The organism is Pectobacterium polonicum, assembly GCF_005497185.1.
GTDB classification, from domain to species: Bacteria; Pseudomonadota; Gammaproteobacteria; order Enterobacterales; family Enterobacteriaceae; genus Pectobacterium; species Pectobacterium polonicum.
The window spans coordinates 125215-143121 of sequence record NZ_RJTN01000003.1 but is presented as its reverse complement, the minus strand read 5'-3'; the positions used below and the strand labels follow the sequence as shown (position 1 = coordinate 143121).

Sequence of the window (17907 nt, the reverse complement as noted above, 5' to 3'; positions counted from 1 at the left end):
GAGGAAGACCTTCCTGCCCCTTTGAAGTCAATCAGGCATCAACCGCAGTATGCTTCACGTTATCACTTTGCTGGGTGATAGGTAAATTTCTCTGATTTTATCCCAAATAAAGTGAAAATCGCAGTCTTGCCGCAGGATTATTCCTGCGTATGATAACGTCACTGGTAAAGGGCTATTATTTTTTCAGAAATGATTATGCTTAGTAACAATACTGAGCATTCCGCCGTCACTAACCAGGAACTCGAACCTCATGCGTATTGAAGAAGATTTAAAGTTAGGCTTTAAAGACGTTCTCATCCGGCCAAAGCGTTCGACGCTGAAAAGCCGCTCTGACGTTGAACTGGAACGTCAATTCACCTTCCTCCATGCTGGCGGCAACTGGTCCGGCGTACCGATTATCGCAGCCAATATGGATACCGTGGGTACGTTTAGTATGGCGGAGGTGCTGGCCTCTTTTGATGTTCTGACGGCTGTCCATAAACACTATTCTGTCGAGCAATGGTCTCAGTTTGTGCAACGCACACCAGCATCGGTATTGCGCCATGTGATGGTCTCGACCGGGACATCTGATGCTGATTTCATCAAGTTAAAGCAAATTCTGGCGCTATCGCCCGAGCTTAAATTCATCTGCATCGACGTAGCTAATGGCTATTCCGAGCACTTTGTCACGTTCCTGCAAAAAGCGCGTGAGTCTTGTCCAGACAAGGTTATCTGTGCGGGAAACGTCGTGACTGGTGAAATGGTGGAAGAACTTATTCTCTCTGGGGCGGACATCGTGAAAGTCGGTATTGGCCCCGGTTCTGTCTGCACGACGCGTGTGAAAACGGGCGTTGGCTACCCTCAGCTTTCCGCCGTGATTGAATGTGCCGATGCGGCACATGGCCTCGGCGGGCAAATTGTGAGCGATGGTGGCTGCGCTATGCCGGGCGATGTCGCGAAAGCCTTTGGCGGCGGTGCCGATTTTGTCATGCTGGGCGGCATGTTGGCAGGGCATGATGAATGTGAAGGCACCATCGTTGAAGAAAACGGTGAGAAAATGATGTTGTTCTACGGTATGAGTTCCGCATCTGCGATGGAACGTCACGTCGGTGGTGTGGCTGAGTACCGTGCCGCAGAAGGAAAAACTGTGAAGCTGCCATTACGTGGTCCGGTAGATAATACCGTCCGCGATATTCTTGGCGGATTGCGTTCGGCCTGTACCTATGTCGGTGCGTCCCGTTTGAAAGAGCTGACGAAACGTACAACGTTTATCCGCGTGGCCGAACAGGAAAATCGTATTTTTAACGGATAGTTATACGTCTTCACATTCCGTCTTTCCGCTCTTAACAGTGATTGCGTGGTTTGATTTGTAGACGTTGTCGTGCATGTATTGGCTGGTTCAGGCGCCGGCCAATACATTCCCCAACTGGAAGATAGGCAAATACATGCCAATCACTAGCGCCCCGACCATTCCCCCGACGACCATCATCAATAACGGCTCCAGCGTTTGTGTCAGCATGTCGGCCTGTTGTTGTACTCGTCTCTCATGCCATTCGGCTAACTGTGTAAAGATTGCATCCAGTGCCCCGGTTTCTTCACCAACCCGAATCAACTGCGGGCACGGTGCTGGGAACAACGTTGTGTGATGCTGTGTGGCATGGTATAGCGACGTGCCTTGACGCAACTGCTCTTGTATCTGTTGAATCGCGGCCTGATAAAGCGGATGACGGATCGTGGCGGCCGCATCTAGCCCCTCTGGAAGCGTCAAACCGGCATGCTGAGTCATGGCCAGAATATGGAATATCTGGCTCAGTGATTTACCACGTAGCAAACTGGATACCACAGGGAGCCTCAGCAGCCATTCTTGTTCTCTGGTTTTCCATAATGGTCTTTGCTGTCTCAGTCGGGCATACCCCAATATTAGGCAGCTAATAAGCAATAGCCCAAGGAATCCGTAGCCAGCGAGGAGATCGGCGAGATGAAGCAACTGCCGGGTAAACCACGGCAACGGCGTATTGAACGAGGAGTAGAGTGTTGCGAATTCGGGTAGAACCAGCAGCAACATCATCATGCTGACCAGCATTGCAATGAGCAAAACAAAACAGGGATAACGTAGCGCCTTGATAACTTTTTGTTGCAGTCTGGACTGCTTCTCTTGTTGTTGAGCGAGCTGTAGGCAGCATATGTCTAGTTTCCCCGTCAATTCGCCGACGGCAATGAGGGATCGATACAGGACGGGAAAAATATGAGGATAGTCGTGCAATGCCTCAGACAGCGAATTTCCCTGAGCAACATGAGTGCGAACGTCTTGTAATATGCAGCGCCAGCCGGGGCGCTCATGCTGCTCTGACACCAGTTTTAATGCTTCCAGCAGTGGCAATCCAGCTTGTAGTAGAGCAGCAAGCTGTTTGATTAACTCACCTAGCTGTTCGCGTTTCCAGTAGTGAGGCGACAGATAATGGCCTGCCTTTACGATGAGCGGCTGGTAGCCTTGGGCAATCAGGTTGGCATAGGCGTGCCGACGGTGCGTGCTAATAAACGTGCCGTCAGCAAATTCGCCCTCGGATGTGATTGCCTGCCAATGATATAAGCGCTCTAACTTCATTGTATCTCCTGACTCATCGACCGCTCATCGCCTACAACACGATAGACTTCAGCAAGCGAGGTTAGGCCGTCGTTGACCCGTTCGAGCCCCGCGGTCAGCAGTGTCGGAAAACCAGAGTCTTGCGATAGGGCAGATAGCTCACCTGTGCTGGCGTTGCCTGCTAATGCAGCCTGAAAATCTGGTGTGATGGGGAGTAATTCATAAAGTGCGACACGACCATAGTAACCAGAGAAACAGTGGCTGCAACCGCCAGCCTGCCAATGGTTCAGTGGTCCTTGCCATACGCTATTTGGCAGTGAGAGTAGCGGTTCTGCTTGGGTTTTACAGTGCGGGCATAACCGACGCACAAGCCGCTGTGCGATGATGAGCTTCAGCGCCGAAGCTAACAGATATCCAGGAATGCCCAGGTGATTGAGACGAGTTAGCGTTTCTACCGCAGAGTTGGTATGCAACGTGGACATGACCAGATGGCCGGTTTGTGCAGCTTTTACCGCAATTTCAGCGGTTTCCGCATCGCGGATTTCACCAATCATAATGACGTCTGGGTCTTGTCGCAGCAGCGCACGTAAAATTCTCCCAAAGCCTAGTTCCGCTTTGGGATTGATTGCCGTTTGATTGATACCCTGTAAGGGAATTTCGACCGGATCTTCCACGCTACAGATATTGCGACTGCTATCGTTAAGCCAGCGTATTGCACTGTAAAGCGTCACGGTTTTGCCACTCCCCGTTGGACCGGTGACTAGCAGCATTCCCTGTGAGGCGTTCAGCACACTGATAAGCTGCTGCAATGCTTTTTCGCCAAGACCGAGTTTGTCCAGCGCCAACTCCTGTTGGTGCGTTTGTAAAATACGTAATACGACTTTTTCTCCCTGCTGCACGGGGAGGGTGGCGATACGTAACGAGTAGGGCTGTTGATCCAGCATTAGGCTGAATTGGCCATCCTGCGGCAACCGCCGTTCGGCGATATTCAACTTGCCCATGATTTTTAGCCGTGCGGTAATTCGGCCCGTCAACTCTGGAGGTGGCGCGGATATAGCTTGCAATACACCATCAATGCGTAGTCGCACATGATAGCTGTCTAACTGCGGCTCAAAGTGGATATCAGAGGCGCGTCGCTGAACGGCGAGACGCAGCGTTTGATGGATAAACTGCGCAACGGGGGAATCGTCGTCATGATCCTGCGGCCCTGCGTTGGCGTGATGAATACCGGCATGATAGGTTTCTGTGGGCTCAGCAACGGCGTTCACCGGGTTAAGCTGTTGTTCCATTCTGGCCTGTGGCCACTGTTCCACCATAATTCGGCGATTGCTGGCGAAACGCAGTGCAGCGATCATCTCTGCCGAAGGGGAAGCCGTGACGGCGACCGACAGCGTTTGTTCATCGAGGCTGAGCAACAAGGCCTGATAACGTCGGCACAGCGTCTGTAACTCGCTGAGCGTATGCTCGGAGGAGAAGGATGAGTCTGTCATGATTAGCCTGCCGTATTATCAAAACGGAAAACGTCCTGACAGGCGGATTGCAGGCTCTCTGCGTTGCTATCCGTGGCACAATTCTTCGTCCAGCGTGAAGCGCCGATTTCGGTATCCCACGTTGGTGTCAGAATAACGCGCAGCCCTTGCAGAGTGGATTGTCCGGTCAGCGTAATCACCCCTTGAGTGACGCTCACGGCGCTGACATAGCGTGAAGATTTGCTGCCCGGTATTCCCTGATTACCTGCATTGCAGGCCGTAAAAGCGGCATTTTCCAGACCGCAGAGATCGACTGGCGTTTTATAAGACACCATCGTTTGCAGCATGTCTGTCAGCGCCGCTTTTTGCAGATAGCCTTGATAGGCAGGGACGCCAATGGCGCTGAGGATAGCAATGATCGCAATCACGATCATTAGCTCAATCAGTGTGAATCCTTGTTGTTTTATCATGTTGATTTCCCTGTTGTTGAGCATAAATTTAGTGGGACATAAATCCATACGGACGGCTGGCAGCATAGAAAAGGGAATGAAAACTGGCGAGTGGGGAAAGTTAAAACAGGAAAGCGCTACGACATGTTTTTAGATATTTGCAGAGGATTGAAAACTTTTTGCGAGCAGAGACGCAATTTTCACGCTGTCGGGACAGGTCATCTGTACGGGAGCGGCAGTCTGCGTCGTTACGATGGCGTGTAAGGGGATGAAGTTTAGAGATGCGAACGAGGTGCGACATGGCACCTCGTCGATAGAAAGAGATAAGCGATTAGATAAAGCGCATGGATAAATCCAGTGCCTGTACGTGCTTGGTTAATGCACCCACTGAGATATAGTCCACGCCAGTTTCCGCATAGCTACGTAGCGTGTCGAGCGTGACATTGCCGGATATTTCCAGCAGTGCGCGGCCTTGTGTTAAGCCAACCGCTTCCCGAATATTATCCAGACTAAAATTATCCAGCATAATGATATCTGCACCAGCCTCTAGCGCCTGCTGTAACTCATTCAGTGATTCGACTTCAACTTCTACCGGAACATCGTTGCGCAAAGCCTGCGCTTTTTCTACCGCATTTTTGATTGAGCCAGCGGCGATGATATGGTTTTCCTTAATCAGGAAGGCATCGGATAGACCAAGACGATGGTTGTCTCCACCACCGCATGATACGGCATATTTCAGTGCTGTTCGCAGCCCCGGTAGCGTCTTACGCGTATCCAGCAGCCGGGTACGCGTTCCCTGCAAGACGGCAACATAGCGGCTGACTTCGGTTGCGACGCCGGACAGCGTTTGCAGGAAATTCAGCGCTGTGCGTTCACCGGTCAGAAGCTGTTTGGCTGGTCCTGTTATGTCACACAGCGTTTGATTGGGGGTGATAGCCTCGCCATCGGCGACGTGCCAAGCGATCGTTGTCGTGTCGCCCAATTGAGAAAAGACTTCCTCAAGCCAGCGCGTACCGCAGAATATGCCCGCTTCACGCGTGATGATACGCGCGCTGACGGTCTCGTTGTCGGGTAACAGCAGAGCGGTAATGTCTTGATTAGCATCGACGATGCCACCTAAATCTTCACGCAGTGCCAGTTGCACGCTGGCGGGGATATCTTGTGTAATACGAGCGAGCAAGGCTTGCTGGCGTTGTTCCTGACTGTAGCGACGCGTTGACATGACAAAACTCCGAAGGGGGATTCGGGGGTCTATGCTACCTTGTTTATATCAGGACATCCAGAATGAATAGTCTTTATAATTCAATGTATTACTTTCTTTAACTTTCCGGCGAACATGCGTGGTCGCCGGAAAGGTGATGTCATTTTAGAAGTTGTAACCGACGACCAGGTAATAGCCCCAACCGGTCGATTTCACTTCAAACGGACCTTTGCCGAAATTGAGCTCTGTGCCATCAGCCCATTGGCCACCGTTGTGGAAATAACGAGCGACGAAAGAGTAGTGCCAGTGGTCGTAGCCCAGCGCCAGAATATGGCTGGAGGCAATGGAGTTGTTGGTGCGGCTTGCATTCGATTTATCACGCAGTTCTGAACCGAAATCAAAATTGGTGAAGCTGATATACGAGACGTTGCCGCCCATCAGAGAGCCAAGCGGGTAGGAGTATTTCACTTTTACGCGGTAGCCGTCCCACTCATTTTCGTTCGCTGCGCCGTAGTTCTGCCATTGGTATTTGGCATAACCGTTCAGTGACAGCGACAGGTCGGTACCGGTATCAATATCGGTACCTAACCCCATGTACCAGGTGCTTTGGCGTGAACCGCTGTTGCGACCCTGATCGTAAATAACGTTATTGGCGATGTACCACTCTTTAAACGGACCAAAGCTGAGGTCAGCTCCCGTCAGTTTATCAATTGAGAAACGCGGTTCGATCTCGACAAACAGCGGAGAGCCTCTGTCCCAAATGCCACGGCTGTCGGGATCGCCACCAAAAAATTTAGGTGCATCGGCGTAACCGTAGAAATCGAACCAGTCTTTACGTGCAAATGCTTCATATTCCAGGTAGGTCGTGCTGTTCAGTTGCGGTCCGAAACGCGTGTGGGCGCTGCCGACGACGTTAACGCTCTGGTGCCACCAGTCGGAGAGGTATTCAGCTTTATTGCTGTCGGCAAGAGCTGGCATTGAGCATGACAGTGTGAGCAAGGCGCCTGCGGCGAAAGTTTTTTTCATGTTAAGTACCATAGTGTTAGACGTTATTTACGTCGGACGTAAAACCGCAAAATAAATTTTGGTAATATCAAAAAAAATCAGGAGATAATTTTGCCATGCATTTTAAGTAAAAATAGACGCAATGCACGAAAACGATTGCCTTTTATTGTGCTATTACATTTGTAATGTGACTTTAATCACATAACGAGGTTGGGATTTTATCTTGCTAAAAAAGATGTGAAAGTCGAAAAAAGGCAGGGAAATGGCTAAAACATCACAAAACAAACGGTAAAACCTATTGATATCCAGTTGGATAGATAGGATGACATGAAACATGGTATCTTGGAGCCGAGGACTTTTAGCTCCATGGTTTTACACCTGAAATTAGTTTTTTCGCCTGATTCAGCCGGCAAACGATACGATGCGAGGTTATCGCCGATGCTTTTGGAAAATGGCTGGTTATCCGATATTACACACACGCCTTCACCACATTATGATGGTCGCCCGAATAATGAGGTGCCTTCCTTACTGGTGATTCACAATATCAGTCTGCCGCCGGGTGAGTTTGGCGGTCCGTATATTGACCAGCTGTTTACGGCTACTTTGGACCCCACTGCGCATCCTTATTTCGCCGATATTTCCCATTTACGTGTAGCGGCACATTGCCTGATTCGTCGCGATGGGCAAACCACGCAGTATGTGTCTTTCGACCAGCGCGCCTGGCATGCCGGTGTTTCGGTGTTTGAAGGCCGTGAACGCTGTAATGATTTCTCTATTGGTATTGAGCTGGAAGGGACGGATACGCTGCCTTTTACCATGGCGCAATATCACTCACTGGTTGCGATTACACGCCTATTAATGCGGGCTTATCCTATTACACTGCCGCGAATTACCGGACATAGCGACATTGCTCCGGGCCGTAAAACCGATCCCGGTCCGGCATTTGACTGGGACGGCTATCATCGTCTGCTACAAGAAAACTGGACAGAAAACAAAGGGAGTCTCGATCAATGACGCTGTTTACACTGTTGCTTACGCTGGCATGGGAACGGTTGTTCAAACAGGGGGAGCATTGGCAGATCGATCATCGGCTTGACGTTGTATTCCGACACGTTCCCTCTCCGTCTTTATTTCAAACGCTGTTCCTGACGCTATGCAGCATGAGCATTGTAGCGGGGCTGTTGTGGCTAACGAGTGGCATTCTGTTTGGCCTGATTTCTCTTTTGCTGTGGATTGTCATCAGCCTGATGTGCATTGGTGCGGGTGATATTCGTCAGCACTATCGACGCTATTTGCAGGCAGCACAGCGCGGCGAAGCGGATGCCAGCCGGGAAATGGCGGCGGAATTGGCGTTGATTCACGGTTTACCCGTTGGTGCCGGTGAAAGCGAGCAGTTAAAAGAGCTGCAAAATGCCTTGCTATGGATAAATTTCCGGTTTTATCTAGCTCCGCTATTCTGGTTCGTTGTCGCAGGGCCATACGGGCCGGTTGCACTCGTGGGGTATGGGTTTTTGCGTGCCAGACAAACCTGGCTTGCCCGGCATAACACGCCGCTGGAACGTGCGCAGTCTGGTGTCGATCGTTTGTTACATTGGCTTGACTGGATTCCCACTCGTTTGGCTGGTGCGGCTTATGCGTTGCTGGGGCATGGTGAAAAAGCGTTGCCTGCCTGGTTCGCATCGCTAGGGGATTTCCGTAGTTCACAATATTGGGTGTTAACTCAGCTGGCGCAATTTTCTCTGGCGCGTGAATCCCATAGCGAGCCTGTAGAAACGCCTAAAGCCGCTGTGACGCTGGCGAAAAAAGTGACGCTGGTGCTGGTGGTGGTGGTGGCACTTCTGACGATATACGGTGCGCTGGTTTGATATTTGTTGTGTGCGTTGGTAGGAAAAATAATGGCCGACAAAGTCGGCCATTGAATCGAAAAAAATGCGGTGAGTGCTGAGCCTTACTTCGCCTGATTTTTCTTTTTGATAAAGTAGCCCACGCCCAGAATAACCAGCCAGACCGGAATCAGCATGACGGAAATCTGAATGCCCGGCGTCAGGAACATGATGACCAGTATACCGGCCAGGAACAGCAGACAGAGGTAATTCCCCAGCGGATAAAGCAGCGCTTTAAACTTGGTCACCGTACCTTCTTTGTCCTTCTGCGCACGGAACTTCAGGTGCGCCAGACTGATCATCGCCCAGTTAATCACAAGAGCAGACACGACCAACGCCATCAATAGCTCGAACGCTTTGCCGGGAATGAGATAGTTGATCAGCACACACAGCGCCGTTGCCAGCGCGGAGATGCCTATAGCAACAACTGGAACGCCACGGCTATCAACGGTTTTCAGTACTTTCGGTCCGTTACCCTGTTTCGCCAGACCGAACAGCATACGGCTGTTGCAATAAACGCAGCTGTTATAAACGGACAGCGCAGCGGTCAATACCACGATGTTCAGCACCGTTGCTACGACGTTACTGTTCAGTTCATGGAAGATCATGACGAACGGGCTACCGCCTTCCACAACCTTGCCCCACGGGTACAGTGACAGCAGGATAGCCAATGAACCGATGTAGAAAATCAGGATGCGGTAGATCACCTGATTGGTCGCGCGTGGAATGCTTTTCTCTGGGTCATCCGCTTCCGCTGCGGTAATCCCTACCAGTTCCAGCCCGCCAAATGAGAACATGATCACGGCCATCGCCATCACCAGGCCGAGCACGCCATTCGGGAAGAACCCGCCCTGCGCCCACAGGTTGGTTACGGTTGCTTCCGGCCCGCCCGTACCGCTGAGCAGCAGCCAGCCACCGAAGACGATCATGCCAATAATCGCGACAACTTTGATGATGGCAAACCAGAATTCCATCTCACCGTAGACTTTGACGTTCGCCAGATTGATGGCGTTAATCAGCAGGAAGAAGACGGCGGCGGATACCCAGGTCGGAATATCTGGCCACCAGTACTGGACGTAAATCCCTACGGCACTGAGTTCAGCCATGGCGACCAAAACATACAGTACCCAGTAGTTCCATCCAGATGCAAAGCCAGCGAAGTCGCCCCAATATTTATAAGCAAAGTGGCTAAACGATCCGGCTACCGGCTCTTCAACCACCATTTCGCCCAACTGGCGCATGATGAGAAACGCGATCAGTCCGCCAATCGCATAGCCTAACAGGACCGATGGTCCGGCCATTTTGATTGTTTGTGCAATACCAAGAAAGAGGCCAGTACCTACCGCGCCACCCAAGGCAATCAACTGAATATGACGGTTTTTCAAACCACGCTTTAGCGTGCCGTCTGCTTGTTGATTATCCATCAAATTTAACCCTCTGCCTGTGCAAGTAAAAAATACGCTGCGTATTATTGACTGTACGTTTGTGTAATTTTATTTTTACGGATTGATTTTTCTTAAATTAAGAAATCCTCTACCGTTTGCCAAAGAATAGTGGTAAGTGCGCAAGATTGCACTGATTTCTTATAGCCTGATAATTAAAAACTATCGCCATATCAAAATTTTTATCTCTCTTCGATTGAACCCCTGATGATGAGAAACCGGTGGGGAATTTGAGGGGGTGATACCTCTTTGGGCTTACTCCCTTTTATTGCCTATTTATCCCCGCTGTAAAAATGGTGTTTACCCCGATAGAGGGCTATTGGTAATCACGCTATCTTTGTAAGAATAAAAAACCTTATTTTTTGAATAAAAATTCACTATTTGTGCATTTAAACGGTTCAGCACTGCCTGCTTTACGTTTCAAAAAAGTTAAAATATAGACAGGGGGGATTAATGGTAATACCACAGGCGGGCTATCACTTTGCCGCACGTTTCTCGTGCATTTGTTAAAATCTGGTGGGATTGGTGATTTAGCTCAAGGTCCTTATGGACAGAAGGTGAATACTTTGTTACTTTAGCGTCACGTTTTTGAAATTGGTATTACCAATTGACTCCGCGCCATTCGCAGAGAAGAATTCACCATGGCATACAGCAAGATCCGTCAGCCCAAACTGTCAGATGTGATTGAAAAGCAGTTGGAGTTTCTGATCCTTGAGGGAACCTTGCGCCCCGGCGAGAAGCTCCCACCGGAGCGCGAACTGGCAAAACAGTTCGATGTTTCCCGCCCTTCTCTGAGAGAAGCCATTCAACGCCTGGAAGCCAAAGGTTTACTTTTGCGCCGTCAGGGTGGTGGTACCTTCGTTCAAGCCAATCTATGGCAAAGCGTCAGCGATCCGCTGGCAGAATTACTGAGCACACATCCCGAATCACAGTTCGATCTTCTGGAAACGCGTCATGCGCTGGAAGGCATTGCTGCCTACTATGCGGCGTTGCGTGGCACAGAGTCGGATTTGCAGCGTATCCGGGATTGTCATGCCGTGATTGAGAAGGCGAGGGAAGCGGGCGATCTAGACGCCGAGTCAGAAGCCGTTATGCAGTATCAGGTTGCTGTAACAGAAGCCACGCATAATGTGGTTTTGCTGCATTTGGTACGTTGTATGGGGCCGATGCTCGAACAGAACGTGAGGCAGAATTTTGAATTGCTTTATTTGAGCCGTGAAGTGTTGGCTCAGGTTAGCATTCATCGCGCCAGCATTTTTGAGGCGATTGTTGCCCGTGAGCCGGAGAAGGCGCGCGAAGCATCACACCGCCATCTGGCGTTTATTGAGGAAGTATTGCTGGATCTTAACCGGGAACATAGTCGGCGCGAGAGATCGCTGCGTCGGCTCCAGCAACGCAAGGACTGAGCACCCGTATTTTTGGTGTTCTGAATGCGGCAATGACGACGATGAGCCTGTCTTCATGCGTTTTGCTTATGATCAAAGATAAGCCAGAATGCATGAAGACAGGCTCCAACAAACCAACTTATTAGAGAAGATAAGGAATAACCATGTCAGATCGTTTAAATAATGACGTGGATCCGATCGAAACCCGCGACTGGCTGCAGGCGATCGAATCGGTCATCCGTGAAGAGGGTGTTGAGCGCGCTCAGTTCCTGATAGATCAGGTTCTGGGTGAAGCGCGTAAAGGCGGTGTTAGCGTTGCTGCTGGTACGGCCGCACGCCAATATATCAACACCATCGCAGTGGAAGACGAACCGGAGTACCCTGGTAATCTGGATCTGGAACGTCGTATTCGCTCAGCAATCCGCTGGAATGCGATCATGACAGTGCTGCGTGCTTCGAAAAAAGATCTGGATCTGGGTGGCCACATGGCTTCTTTCCAGTCTTCCGCTACTTTCTATGAAGTGTGCTTTAACCACTTCTTCCGTGCTCGCACTGCGCAGGACGGCGGCGACCTGGTCTACTTCCAGGGCCACATTTCTCCGGGCGTTTACGCTCGTGCCTTCCTTGAAGGCCGCTTGACAGAAGACCAGATGAACAACTTCCGTCAGGAAGTTCACGGTAACGGTCTGTCTTCTTATCCGCACCCTAAATTGATGCCTGACTTCTGGCAGTTCCCGACCGTCTCTATGGGTCTGGGTCCGATTGGTGCTATCTACCAGGCTAAATTCCTGAAGTATCTGGAAAACCGTGGTCTGAAAGATACCTCTAAGCAAACCGTTTATGCCTTCCTGGGCGACGGCGAAATGGATGAACCAGAATCCAAAGGTGCGATCACCATCGCGACCCGTGAAAAACTGGACAACCTGGTATTCGTTATCAACTGTAACCTGCAACGTCTGGATGGTCCGGTTACGGGTAATGGTAAGATCATCAATGAACTGGAAGGCATCTTCAGCGGCGCTGGCTGGGATGTGATTAAAGTGATGTGGGGCGATCGTTGGGACGAACTGCTGCGTAAAGACACCAGCGGTAAACTGATCCAACTGATGGAAGAAACCGTTGACGGTGACTACCAGACCTTCAAATCCAAAAATGGTGCCTACGTGCGCGAGCACTTCTTCGGTAAATACCCGGAGACGGCTGCACTGGTTAAAGACTGGAGCGACGATCAGATTTGGTCACTGAACCGTGGTGGTCACGATCCGAAGAAAGTCTACGCTGCACTGAAAAAAGCGCAGGACACCAAAGGCAAACCAACCGTTATTCTGGCGCATACCATTAAAGGTTATGGTATGGGCGACGCCGCGGAAGGTAAGAACATCGCTCACCAGGTTAAGAAAGTTAACATGGATGGCGTACGTTACTTCCGTGACCGCTTCAACGTGCCAGTGAGCGATGAAAACATCGAAAGCCTGCCGTACATCACCTTCGATAAAGATTCCGAAGAGTACAAGTACCTGCACGAACGTCGTCAGGCGCTGGGTGGCTACCTGCCGTCTCGTCAGCCTAACTTCAGCGAAAAACTGGAACTGCCAACGCTGGAAGATTTCCGCACGCTGCTGGAAGAGCAGAACAAAGAAATCTCTACCACTATCGCGTTTGTACGTGCCCTGAACGTGATGCTGAAGAACCAATCTATCAAAGATCGTCTGGTTCCGATCATCGCTGACGAAGCGCGTACCTTCGGTATGGAAGGTCTGTTCCGCCAAATCGGTATTTATAGCCCGAAAGGCCAGCAGTACACCCCGCAGGACCGTGAGCAAGTTGCTTACTACAAAGAAGACCAGAAAGGTCAGATTCTGCAGGAAGGTATCAACGAGCTGGGTGCAGGTTCTTCCTGGCTGGCGGCGGCAACGTCTTACAGCACCAACAACCTGCCGATGATCCCGTTCTACATCTACTACTCCATGTTCGGTTTCCAACGTATCGGCGATCTGTGCTGGGCTGCGGGTGACCAACAGGCGCGTGGATTCCTGATCGGTGGTACTTCAGGACGTACAACGCTGAACGGTGAAGGTCTGCAACACGAAGATGGCCACAGCCACATTCAGTCGCTGACTATCCCGAACTGTCTCTCCTACGATCCGGCATTCGCCTATGAAGTTGCGGTGATCATGCATGATGGTCTGCACCGTATGTACGGCGAAGCGCAAGAGAACATTTACTACTACATCACCACGCTGAACGAAAACTACCACATGCCTGCGATGCCGCAGGGTGCGGAAGAAGGTATCCGTAAAGGTATCTACAAGCTGGAAACGGTTGATGGTAGCAAAGGTAAAGTTCAACTGCTGGGCTCTGGTTCTATCCTGCGTCACGTACGTGAAGCGGCTCAGATTCTGGCGAAAGACTACGGTGTGGGTTCTGACGTATTCAGCGTAACCTCCTTCACTGAACTGGCGCGTGATGGCCAGGATTGTGAGCGTTGGAACATGCTGCATCCGACCGAAACGCCGCGTGTACCTTACGTGGCTCAGGTACTGAGCGATGCGCCAGCGGTTGCATCTACTGACTACATGAAGCTGTTTGCTGAACAAATCCGTAACTTCATCCCAGCTAGCGATTACCGCGTACTGGGTACTGACGGTTTCGGTCGTTCTGATAGCCGTGAGAACCTGCGTCACCACTTCGAAGTGGATGCGTCTTACGTCGTGGTTGCGGCTCTGGGTGAACTGGCTAAACGCGGTGAAATCGATAAGAAAGTGGTTGCTGATGCCATCACTAAATTCAACATCGATGCAGATAAAGTTAACCCGCGTCTGGCATAAGAGGTAAAGATTACATGGCTATCGAAATCAACGTACCGGATATCGGTGCAGATGAAGTTGAAGTCACCGAAGTGCTGGTGAAGGTGGGCGACAAGGTTGAAGCTGAACAGTCGCTGATCACGGTTGAAGGTGATAAGGCTTCTATGGAAGTCCCTTCTCCGCAGGCTGGTGTCATTAAAGAGATCAAAGTCTCTGTCGGTGACAAAGTTGAAACCGGCAAACTGATCATGATTTTCGATTCCGCCGACGGTGCAGCTGACGCTGCACCTGCTAAGGCAGAAGAGAAGAAAGAAGCGGCTCCGGCTGCTGCGCCAGCAGCCTCTGCGGCGAAAGACGTCAACGTACCGGATATCGGCGGTGACGAAGTCGAAGTGACTGAAGTGCTGGTTAAAGTGGGCGACACCGTTGCTGCTGAACAGTCTCTGATCACTGTAGAAGGCGACAAAGCGTCTATGGAAGTTCCGGCACCTTTCGCAGGTACGGTTAAAGAGATCAAAATCAGCACCGGCGATAAAGTCTCTACCGGTTCTCTGATCATGGTATTCGAAGTCGCGGGTGCAGCACCTGCTGCCGCTCCGGCACAAGCCGCTGCTCCTGCAGCAGCTGCGCCAGCGGCCTCTGCGGCGAAAGAAGTCAACGTACCGGATATCGGCGGTGATGAAGTCGAAGTGACTGAAGTGATGGTTAAAGTTGGCGATAAAATCGCGGCTGAGCAATCACTGATCACCGTTGAAGGCGACAAGGCTTCAATGGAAGTCCCTGCGCCGTTCGCGGGTACGGTTAAAGAAATCAAAATCAGCACCGGCGACAAAGTTAAAACCGGTTCACTGATCATGGTCTTCGAAGTGGAAGGCGCTGCACCTGCGGCGGCTCCGGCTGCCAAGCAAGAAGCGGCGGCTGCACCAGCTCCAGCGGCAAAACCTGCTGCTGCACCGGCAGCGAAAGCTGAAGGCAAGAGCGACTTCGCTGAGAACGATGCTTACGTTCACGCCACGCCGGTTATCCGTCGTCTGGCACGTGAATTCGGCGTGAATCTGGCGAAAGTGAAGGGTTCTGGTCGTAAAGGCCGTATCCTGCGCGAAGACGTTCAGACTTACGTGAAAGATGCCGTGAAACGCGCTGAGTCTGCGCCTGCCGCTGGCGCTGCTACCGGTGGTTCTCTGCCGGGGCTGCTGCCGTGGCCGAAAGTCGATTTCAGCAAGTTCGGTGAAGTTGAAGAAGTGGAATTGGGTCGCATCCAGAAAATCTCTGGTGCCAACCTGAGCCGTAACTGGGTAGTGATCCCGCACGTTACGCACTTTGATAAAACGGATATCACCGATCTGGAAGCGTTCCGTAAACAGCAGAACGCCGAAGCTGAGAAGCGCAGACTGGATGTGAAATTCACCCCAGTTGTCTTCATCATGAAAGCCGTTGCCGCTGCCCTTGAGCAGATGCCACGTTTCAACAGTTCACTGTCTGAAGACGCTCAACGTCTGACGCTGAAGAAATACATCAACATCGGTGTAGCGGTTGATACCCCGAATGGTCTGGTGGTTCCAGTGTTCAAAGACGTGAACAAGAAGAGCATCACTGAGCTGTCTCGCGAACTGATGGCGATCTCCAAGAAAGCCCGTGACGGTAAGCTGACCGCTGGCGAAATGCAGGGCGGATGCTTCACTATCTCCAGCCTGGGCGGCATCGGGACTACGCACTTTGCGCCGATCGTCAACGCGCCGGAAGTGGCTATTCTTGGTGTGTCTAAGTCCGCGATGGAACCGGTCTGGAATGGTAAAGAGTTCACTCCGCGTCTGATGATGCCGATGTCTCTGTCCTTCGACCACCGGGTCATTGACGGTGCTGATGGTGCTCGCTTCATTACCATCATTAACAACACGTTGTCTGACATCCGCCGTCTGGTGATGTAATCGAAAAGCCGGCCTGACGGCCGGCTTTTTTCTGATAAGCTGTTATTTGTTACAGCGGTCAGTGATCAAGGACAAATCGTTAGTCGCTTGTTGTTTCAAAATTGTTAACGATTTTGTAAACTACTGCGGCAAAGACACGTCCCGGTGGAAGAGGGCGTTAAGACTCAATAACAATGACGTCACAGACCCGCCGGAAATCAATTAAGAGGTCATGATGAGTACTGAAATTAAAGCTCAGGTAGTGGTACTTGGTGCCGGCCCCGCGGGTTACTCTGCTGCATTCCGCGCGGCGGATTTGGGTCTGGAAACCGTACTGGTAGAGCGCTACTCCACGCTGGGTGGGGTGTGTCTGAATGTGGGTTGTATTCCTTCCAAAGCCCTGCTGCACGTTGCTAAAGTTATTGAAGAAGCCAAAGCGCTGGCGGAACACGGTATCGTGTTCGGTGAACCTAAAACCGACATTGATAAAATCCGTCTGTGGAAAGAAAAAGTCATCACCCAACTGACCGGTGGTCTGGCGGGTATGGCAAAAGGCCGTAAAGTTAAAGTGGTTAACGGTCTGGGCAAATTCACCGGTGCCAACACGCTGGAAGTGGATGGTGAAAACGGTAAAACGACGATCAGCTTCGATAACGCGATTATCGCTGCGGGCTCACGTCCGATCCAACTGCCTTTCATTCCTCATAATGACCCGCGCGTATGGGATTCTACCGATGCGCTGGAGCTGAAAAACGTCCCAGGACGTCTGTTGGTGATGGGCGGCGGTATCATCGGTCTGGAAATGGGTACCGTTTACCATGCTCTGGGTTCACAGATCGACGTCGTTGAAATGTTCGATCAGGTTATCCCTGCTGCTGACAAAGATGTCGTTAAGGTCTTCACTAAGCGTATCAGCAAGCAGTTCAACCTGATGCTGGAAACCAAAGTGACGGCAGTAGAAGCCAAAGAAGACGGCATCTATGTGACGATGGAAGGCAAAAAAGCACCTGCTGAACCACAGCGTTACGATGCGGTTCTGGTTGCTATCGGTCGTGTACCGAACGGTAAAAACCTGGATGCGGGCAAAGCGGGTGTGGAAGTTGACGATCGCGGTTTCATCCACGTTGATAAGCAAATGCGTACCAACGTGCCACACATCTATGCGATCGGCGACATCGTCGGTCAGCCGATGCTGGCGCACAAAGGCGTGCATGAAGGCCACGTTGCTGCTGAAGTGATCTCCGGTAAGAAACACTACTTCGATCCGAAAGTGATTCCTTCTATCGCCTATACCGAACCAGAAGTGGCGTGGGTGGGTCTGACCGAGAAAGAAGCGAAAGAGAAAGGCATCAGCTACGAAACCGCGACCTTCCCATGGGCGGCATCTGGCCGTGCTATCGCGTCTGACTGCGCTGACGGTATGACCAAGCTGATTTTCGACAAAGAAACTCACCGTGTTATTGGTGGTGCAATTGTCGGGACTAACGGTGGTGAACTGTTAGGCGAAATCGGTCTGGCGATCGAAATGGGCTGCGATGCAGAAGATATCGCACTGACTATCCATGCGCACCCAACGCTGCATGAGTCTGTTGGTCTGGCTGCTGAAATCTTTGAAGGCAGCATCACCGACCTGCCGAACCCGAAAGCGAAGAAGAAGTAAGTTCTCTCAGGTTCGAATAGCGTGAATTCAATCCGGCACCTTTACAGGTGCCGGATTTTTTTTGAGTATAGGTGTTGGATCATTGAGTTAACTACTTCTCTGTTTTCCCACTCTCCTATTTGAGAGACAGAGTGCG

13 protein-coding genes are annotated in these 17907 nt (G+C 51.1%); 7 read left to right on the top strand and 6 right to left on the bottom strand.

The genetic code is table 11. The features are described from left to right. Positions 1–250: 250 nt before the first annotated feature. Positions 251–1291: a GMP reductase gene (locus EDI29_RS05285; protein ID WP_137740041.1), complete on the top strand. Its 1041-nt coding sequence runs from the start codon at positions 251–253 to the stop codon at positions 1289–1291. Between the two features lie 87 nt (positions 1292–1378). On the opposite strand, the gene hofC is transcribed toward EDI29_RS05285, so the two are convergent. From hofC to EDI29_RS05260, 5 genes are all read right to left on the bottom strand, one after another. Then, the gene (hofC, locus tag EDI29_RS05280; RefSeq protein WP_137740040.1) at positions 1379–2584 is read right to left on the bottom strand and encodes a protein transport protein HofC; all 1206 of its coding nucleotides are present in this window, start codon (positions 2582–2584) and stop codon (positions 1379–1381) included. After that, positions 2581–4053 (bottom strand): type II secretion system protein GspE, encoded by a 1473-nt coding sequence (gene gspE, locus EDI29_RS05275; protein ID WP_137740039.1) that lies wholly within the window; start codon positions 4051–4053, stop codon positions 2581–2583. Before gspE ends, hofC begins: the two co-directional genes overlap by 4 nt. A 2-nt stretch (positions 4054–4055) precedes the next feature. Further along, positions 4056–4502, bottom strand: a complete 447-nt coding sequence (ppdD, locus tag EDI29_RS05270; protein ID WP_137740038.1) for a prepilin peptidase-dependent pilin — start codon at positions 4500–4502, stop codon at positions 4056–4058. 310 nt (positions 4503–4812) lie between these two features. After that, on the bottom strand, positions 4813–5703 hold the full coding sequence (gene nadC, locus EDI29_RS05265; protein ID WP_137740037.1) for a carboxylating nicotinate-nucleotide diphosphorylase: 891 nt from the start codon (positions 5701–5703) through the stop codon (positions 4813–4815). A 144-nt stretch (positions 5704–5847) separates the two neighbouring features. Continuing rightward, positions 5848–6708, bottom strand: a complete 861-nt coding sequence (locus EDI29_RS05260) for a nucleoside-specific channel-forming protein Tsx (RefSeq protein WP_137740036.1) — start codon at positions 6706–6708, stop codon at positions 5848–5850. Between the two features lie 417 nt (positions 6709–7125). Between EDI29_RS05260 and ampD the strand changes: the two genes are divergently transcribed. Both ampD and ampE read left to right on the top strand, forming a co-directional pair. Beyond that, on the top strand, positions 7126–7701 hold the full coding sequence (ampD, locus tag EDI29_RS05255) for a 1,6-anhydro-N-acetylmuramyl-L-alanine amidase AmpD (RefSeq protein ID WP_137740035.1): 576 nt from the start codon (positions 7126–7128) through the stop codon (positions 7699–7701). Further along, positions 7698–8552, top strand: a complete 855-nt coding sequence (gene ampE, locus EDI29_RS05250) for a beta-lactamase regulator AmpE (RefSeq protein WP_137740034.1) — start codon at positions 7698–7700, stop codon at positions 8550–8552. The genes ampD and ampE overlap by 4 nt, the downstream gene beginning before the upstream one ends. Before the next feature lie 83 nt (positions 8553–8635). Here ampE and EDI29_RS05245 read toward each other — a convergent pair whose 3' ends face one another. Next, positions 8636–9994 carry an amino acid permease gene (locus EDI29_RS05245; protein WP_137740033.1) on the bottom strand — a complete coding sequence of 453 codons (1359 nt, stop codon included), beginning with the start codon at positions 9992–9994 and terminating at the stop codon, positions 8636–8638. Between the two features lie 659 nt (positions 9995–10653). Here EDI29_RS05245 and pdhR point away from each other — a divergent pair. The 4 genes from pdhR to lpdA all read left to right on the top strand — a co-directional run bounded on the left by pdhR (position 10654) and on the right by lpdA (position 17771). After that, positions 10654–11418: a pyruvate dehydrogenase complex transcriptional repressor PdhR gene (gene pdhR / locus EDI29_RS05240; RefSeq protein WP_137740032.1), complete on the top strand. Its 765-nt coding sequence runs from the start codon at positions 10654–10656 to the stop codon at positions 11416–11418. 143 nt (positions 11419–11561) lie between these two features. After that, positions 11562–14225 carry a pyruvate dehydrogenase (acetyl-transferring), homodimeric type gene (gene aceE, locus EDI29_RS05235; protein ID WP_137740031.1) on the top strand — a complete coding sequence of 888 codons (2664 nt, stop codon included), beginning with the start codon at positions 11562–11564 and terminating at the stop codon, positions 14223–14225. A 14-nt stretch (positions 14226–14239) separates the two neighbouring features. Further along, positions 14240–16132, top strand: coding sequence for a pyruvate dehydrogenase complex dihydrolipoyllysine-residue acetyltransferase (gene aceF, locus EDI29_RS05230; RefSeq protein WP_137740030.1), 1893 nt, complete (start codon positions 14240–14242; stop codon positions 16130–16132). A 214-nt stretch (positions 16133–16346) separates the two neighbouring features. Beyond that, entirely contained in the window at positions 16347–17771 is a 1425-nt protein-coding gene (lpdA, locus tag EDI29_RS05225) for a dihydrolipoyl dehydrogenase (protein WP_137740177.1), read from the top strand. Positions 17772–17907 lie beyond the last annotated feature (136 nt).

Excerpts from the sequence above, each read along its gene's own strand:
- EDI29_RS05285 (WP_137740041.1), top strand. The coding sequence starts at position 251 with ATGCGTATTGAAGAAGATTTAAAGTTAGGCTTTAAAGACGTTCTCATC.
- hofC (WP_137740040.1), bottom strand. The coding sequence starts at position 2,584 with ATGAAGTTAGAGCGCTTATATCATTGGCAGGCAATCACATCCGAGGGC.
- gspE (WP_137740039.1), bottom strand. The coding sequence starts at position 4,053 with ATGACAGACTCATCCTTCTCCTCCGAGCATACGCTCAGCGAGTTACAG.
- ppdD (WP_137740038.1), bottom strand. The coding sequence starts at position 4,502 with ATGATAAAACAACAAGGATTCACACTGATTGAGCTAATGATCGTGATT.
- nadC (WP_137740037.1), bottom strand. The coding sequence starts at position 5,703 with ATGTCAACGCGTCGCTACAGTCAGGAACAACGCCAGCAAGCCTTGCTC.
- EDI29_RS05260 (WP_137740036.1), bottom strand. The coding sequence starts at position 6,708 with ATGAAAAAAACTTTCGCCGCAGGCGCCTTGCTCACACTGTCATGCTCA.
- ampD (WP_137740035.1), top strand. The coding sequence starts at position 7,126 with ATGCTTTTGGAAAATGGCTGGTTATCCGATATTACACACACGCCTTCA.
- ampE (WP_137740034.1), top strand. The coding sequence starts at position 7,698 with ATGACGCTGTTTACACTGTTGCTTACGCTGGCATGGGAACGGTTGTTC.
- EDI29_RS05245 (WP_137740033.1), bottom strand. The coding sequence starts at position 9,994 with ATGGATAATCAACAAGCAGACGGCACGCTAAAGCGTGGTTTGAAAAAC.
- pdhR (WP_137740032.1), top strand. The coding sequence starts at position 10,654 with ATGGCATACAGCAAGATCCGTCAGCCCAAACTGTCAGATGTGATTGAA.
- aceE (WP_137740031.1), top strand. The coding sequence starts at position 11,562 with ATGTCAGATCGTTTAAATAATGACGTGGATCCGATCGAAACCCGCGAC.
- aceF (WP_137740030.1), top strand. The coding sequence starts at position 14,240 with ATGGCTATCGAAATCAACGTACCGGATATCGGTGCAGATGAAGTTGAA.
- lpdA (WP_137740177.1), top strand. The coding sequence starts at position 16,347 with ATGAGTACTGAAATTAAAGCTCAGGTAGTGGTACTTGGTGCCGGCCCC.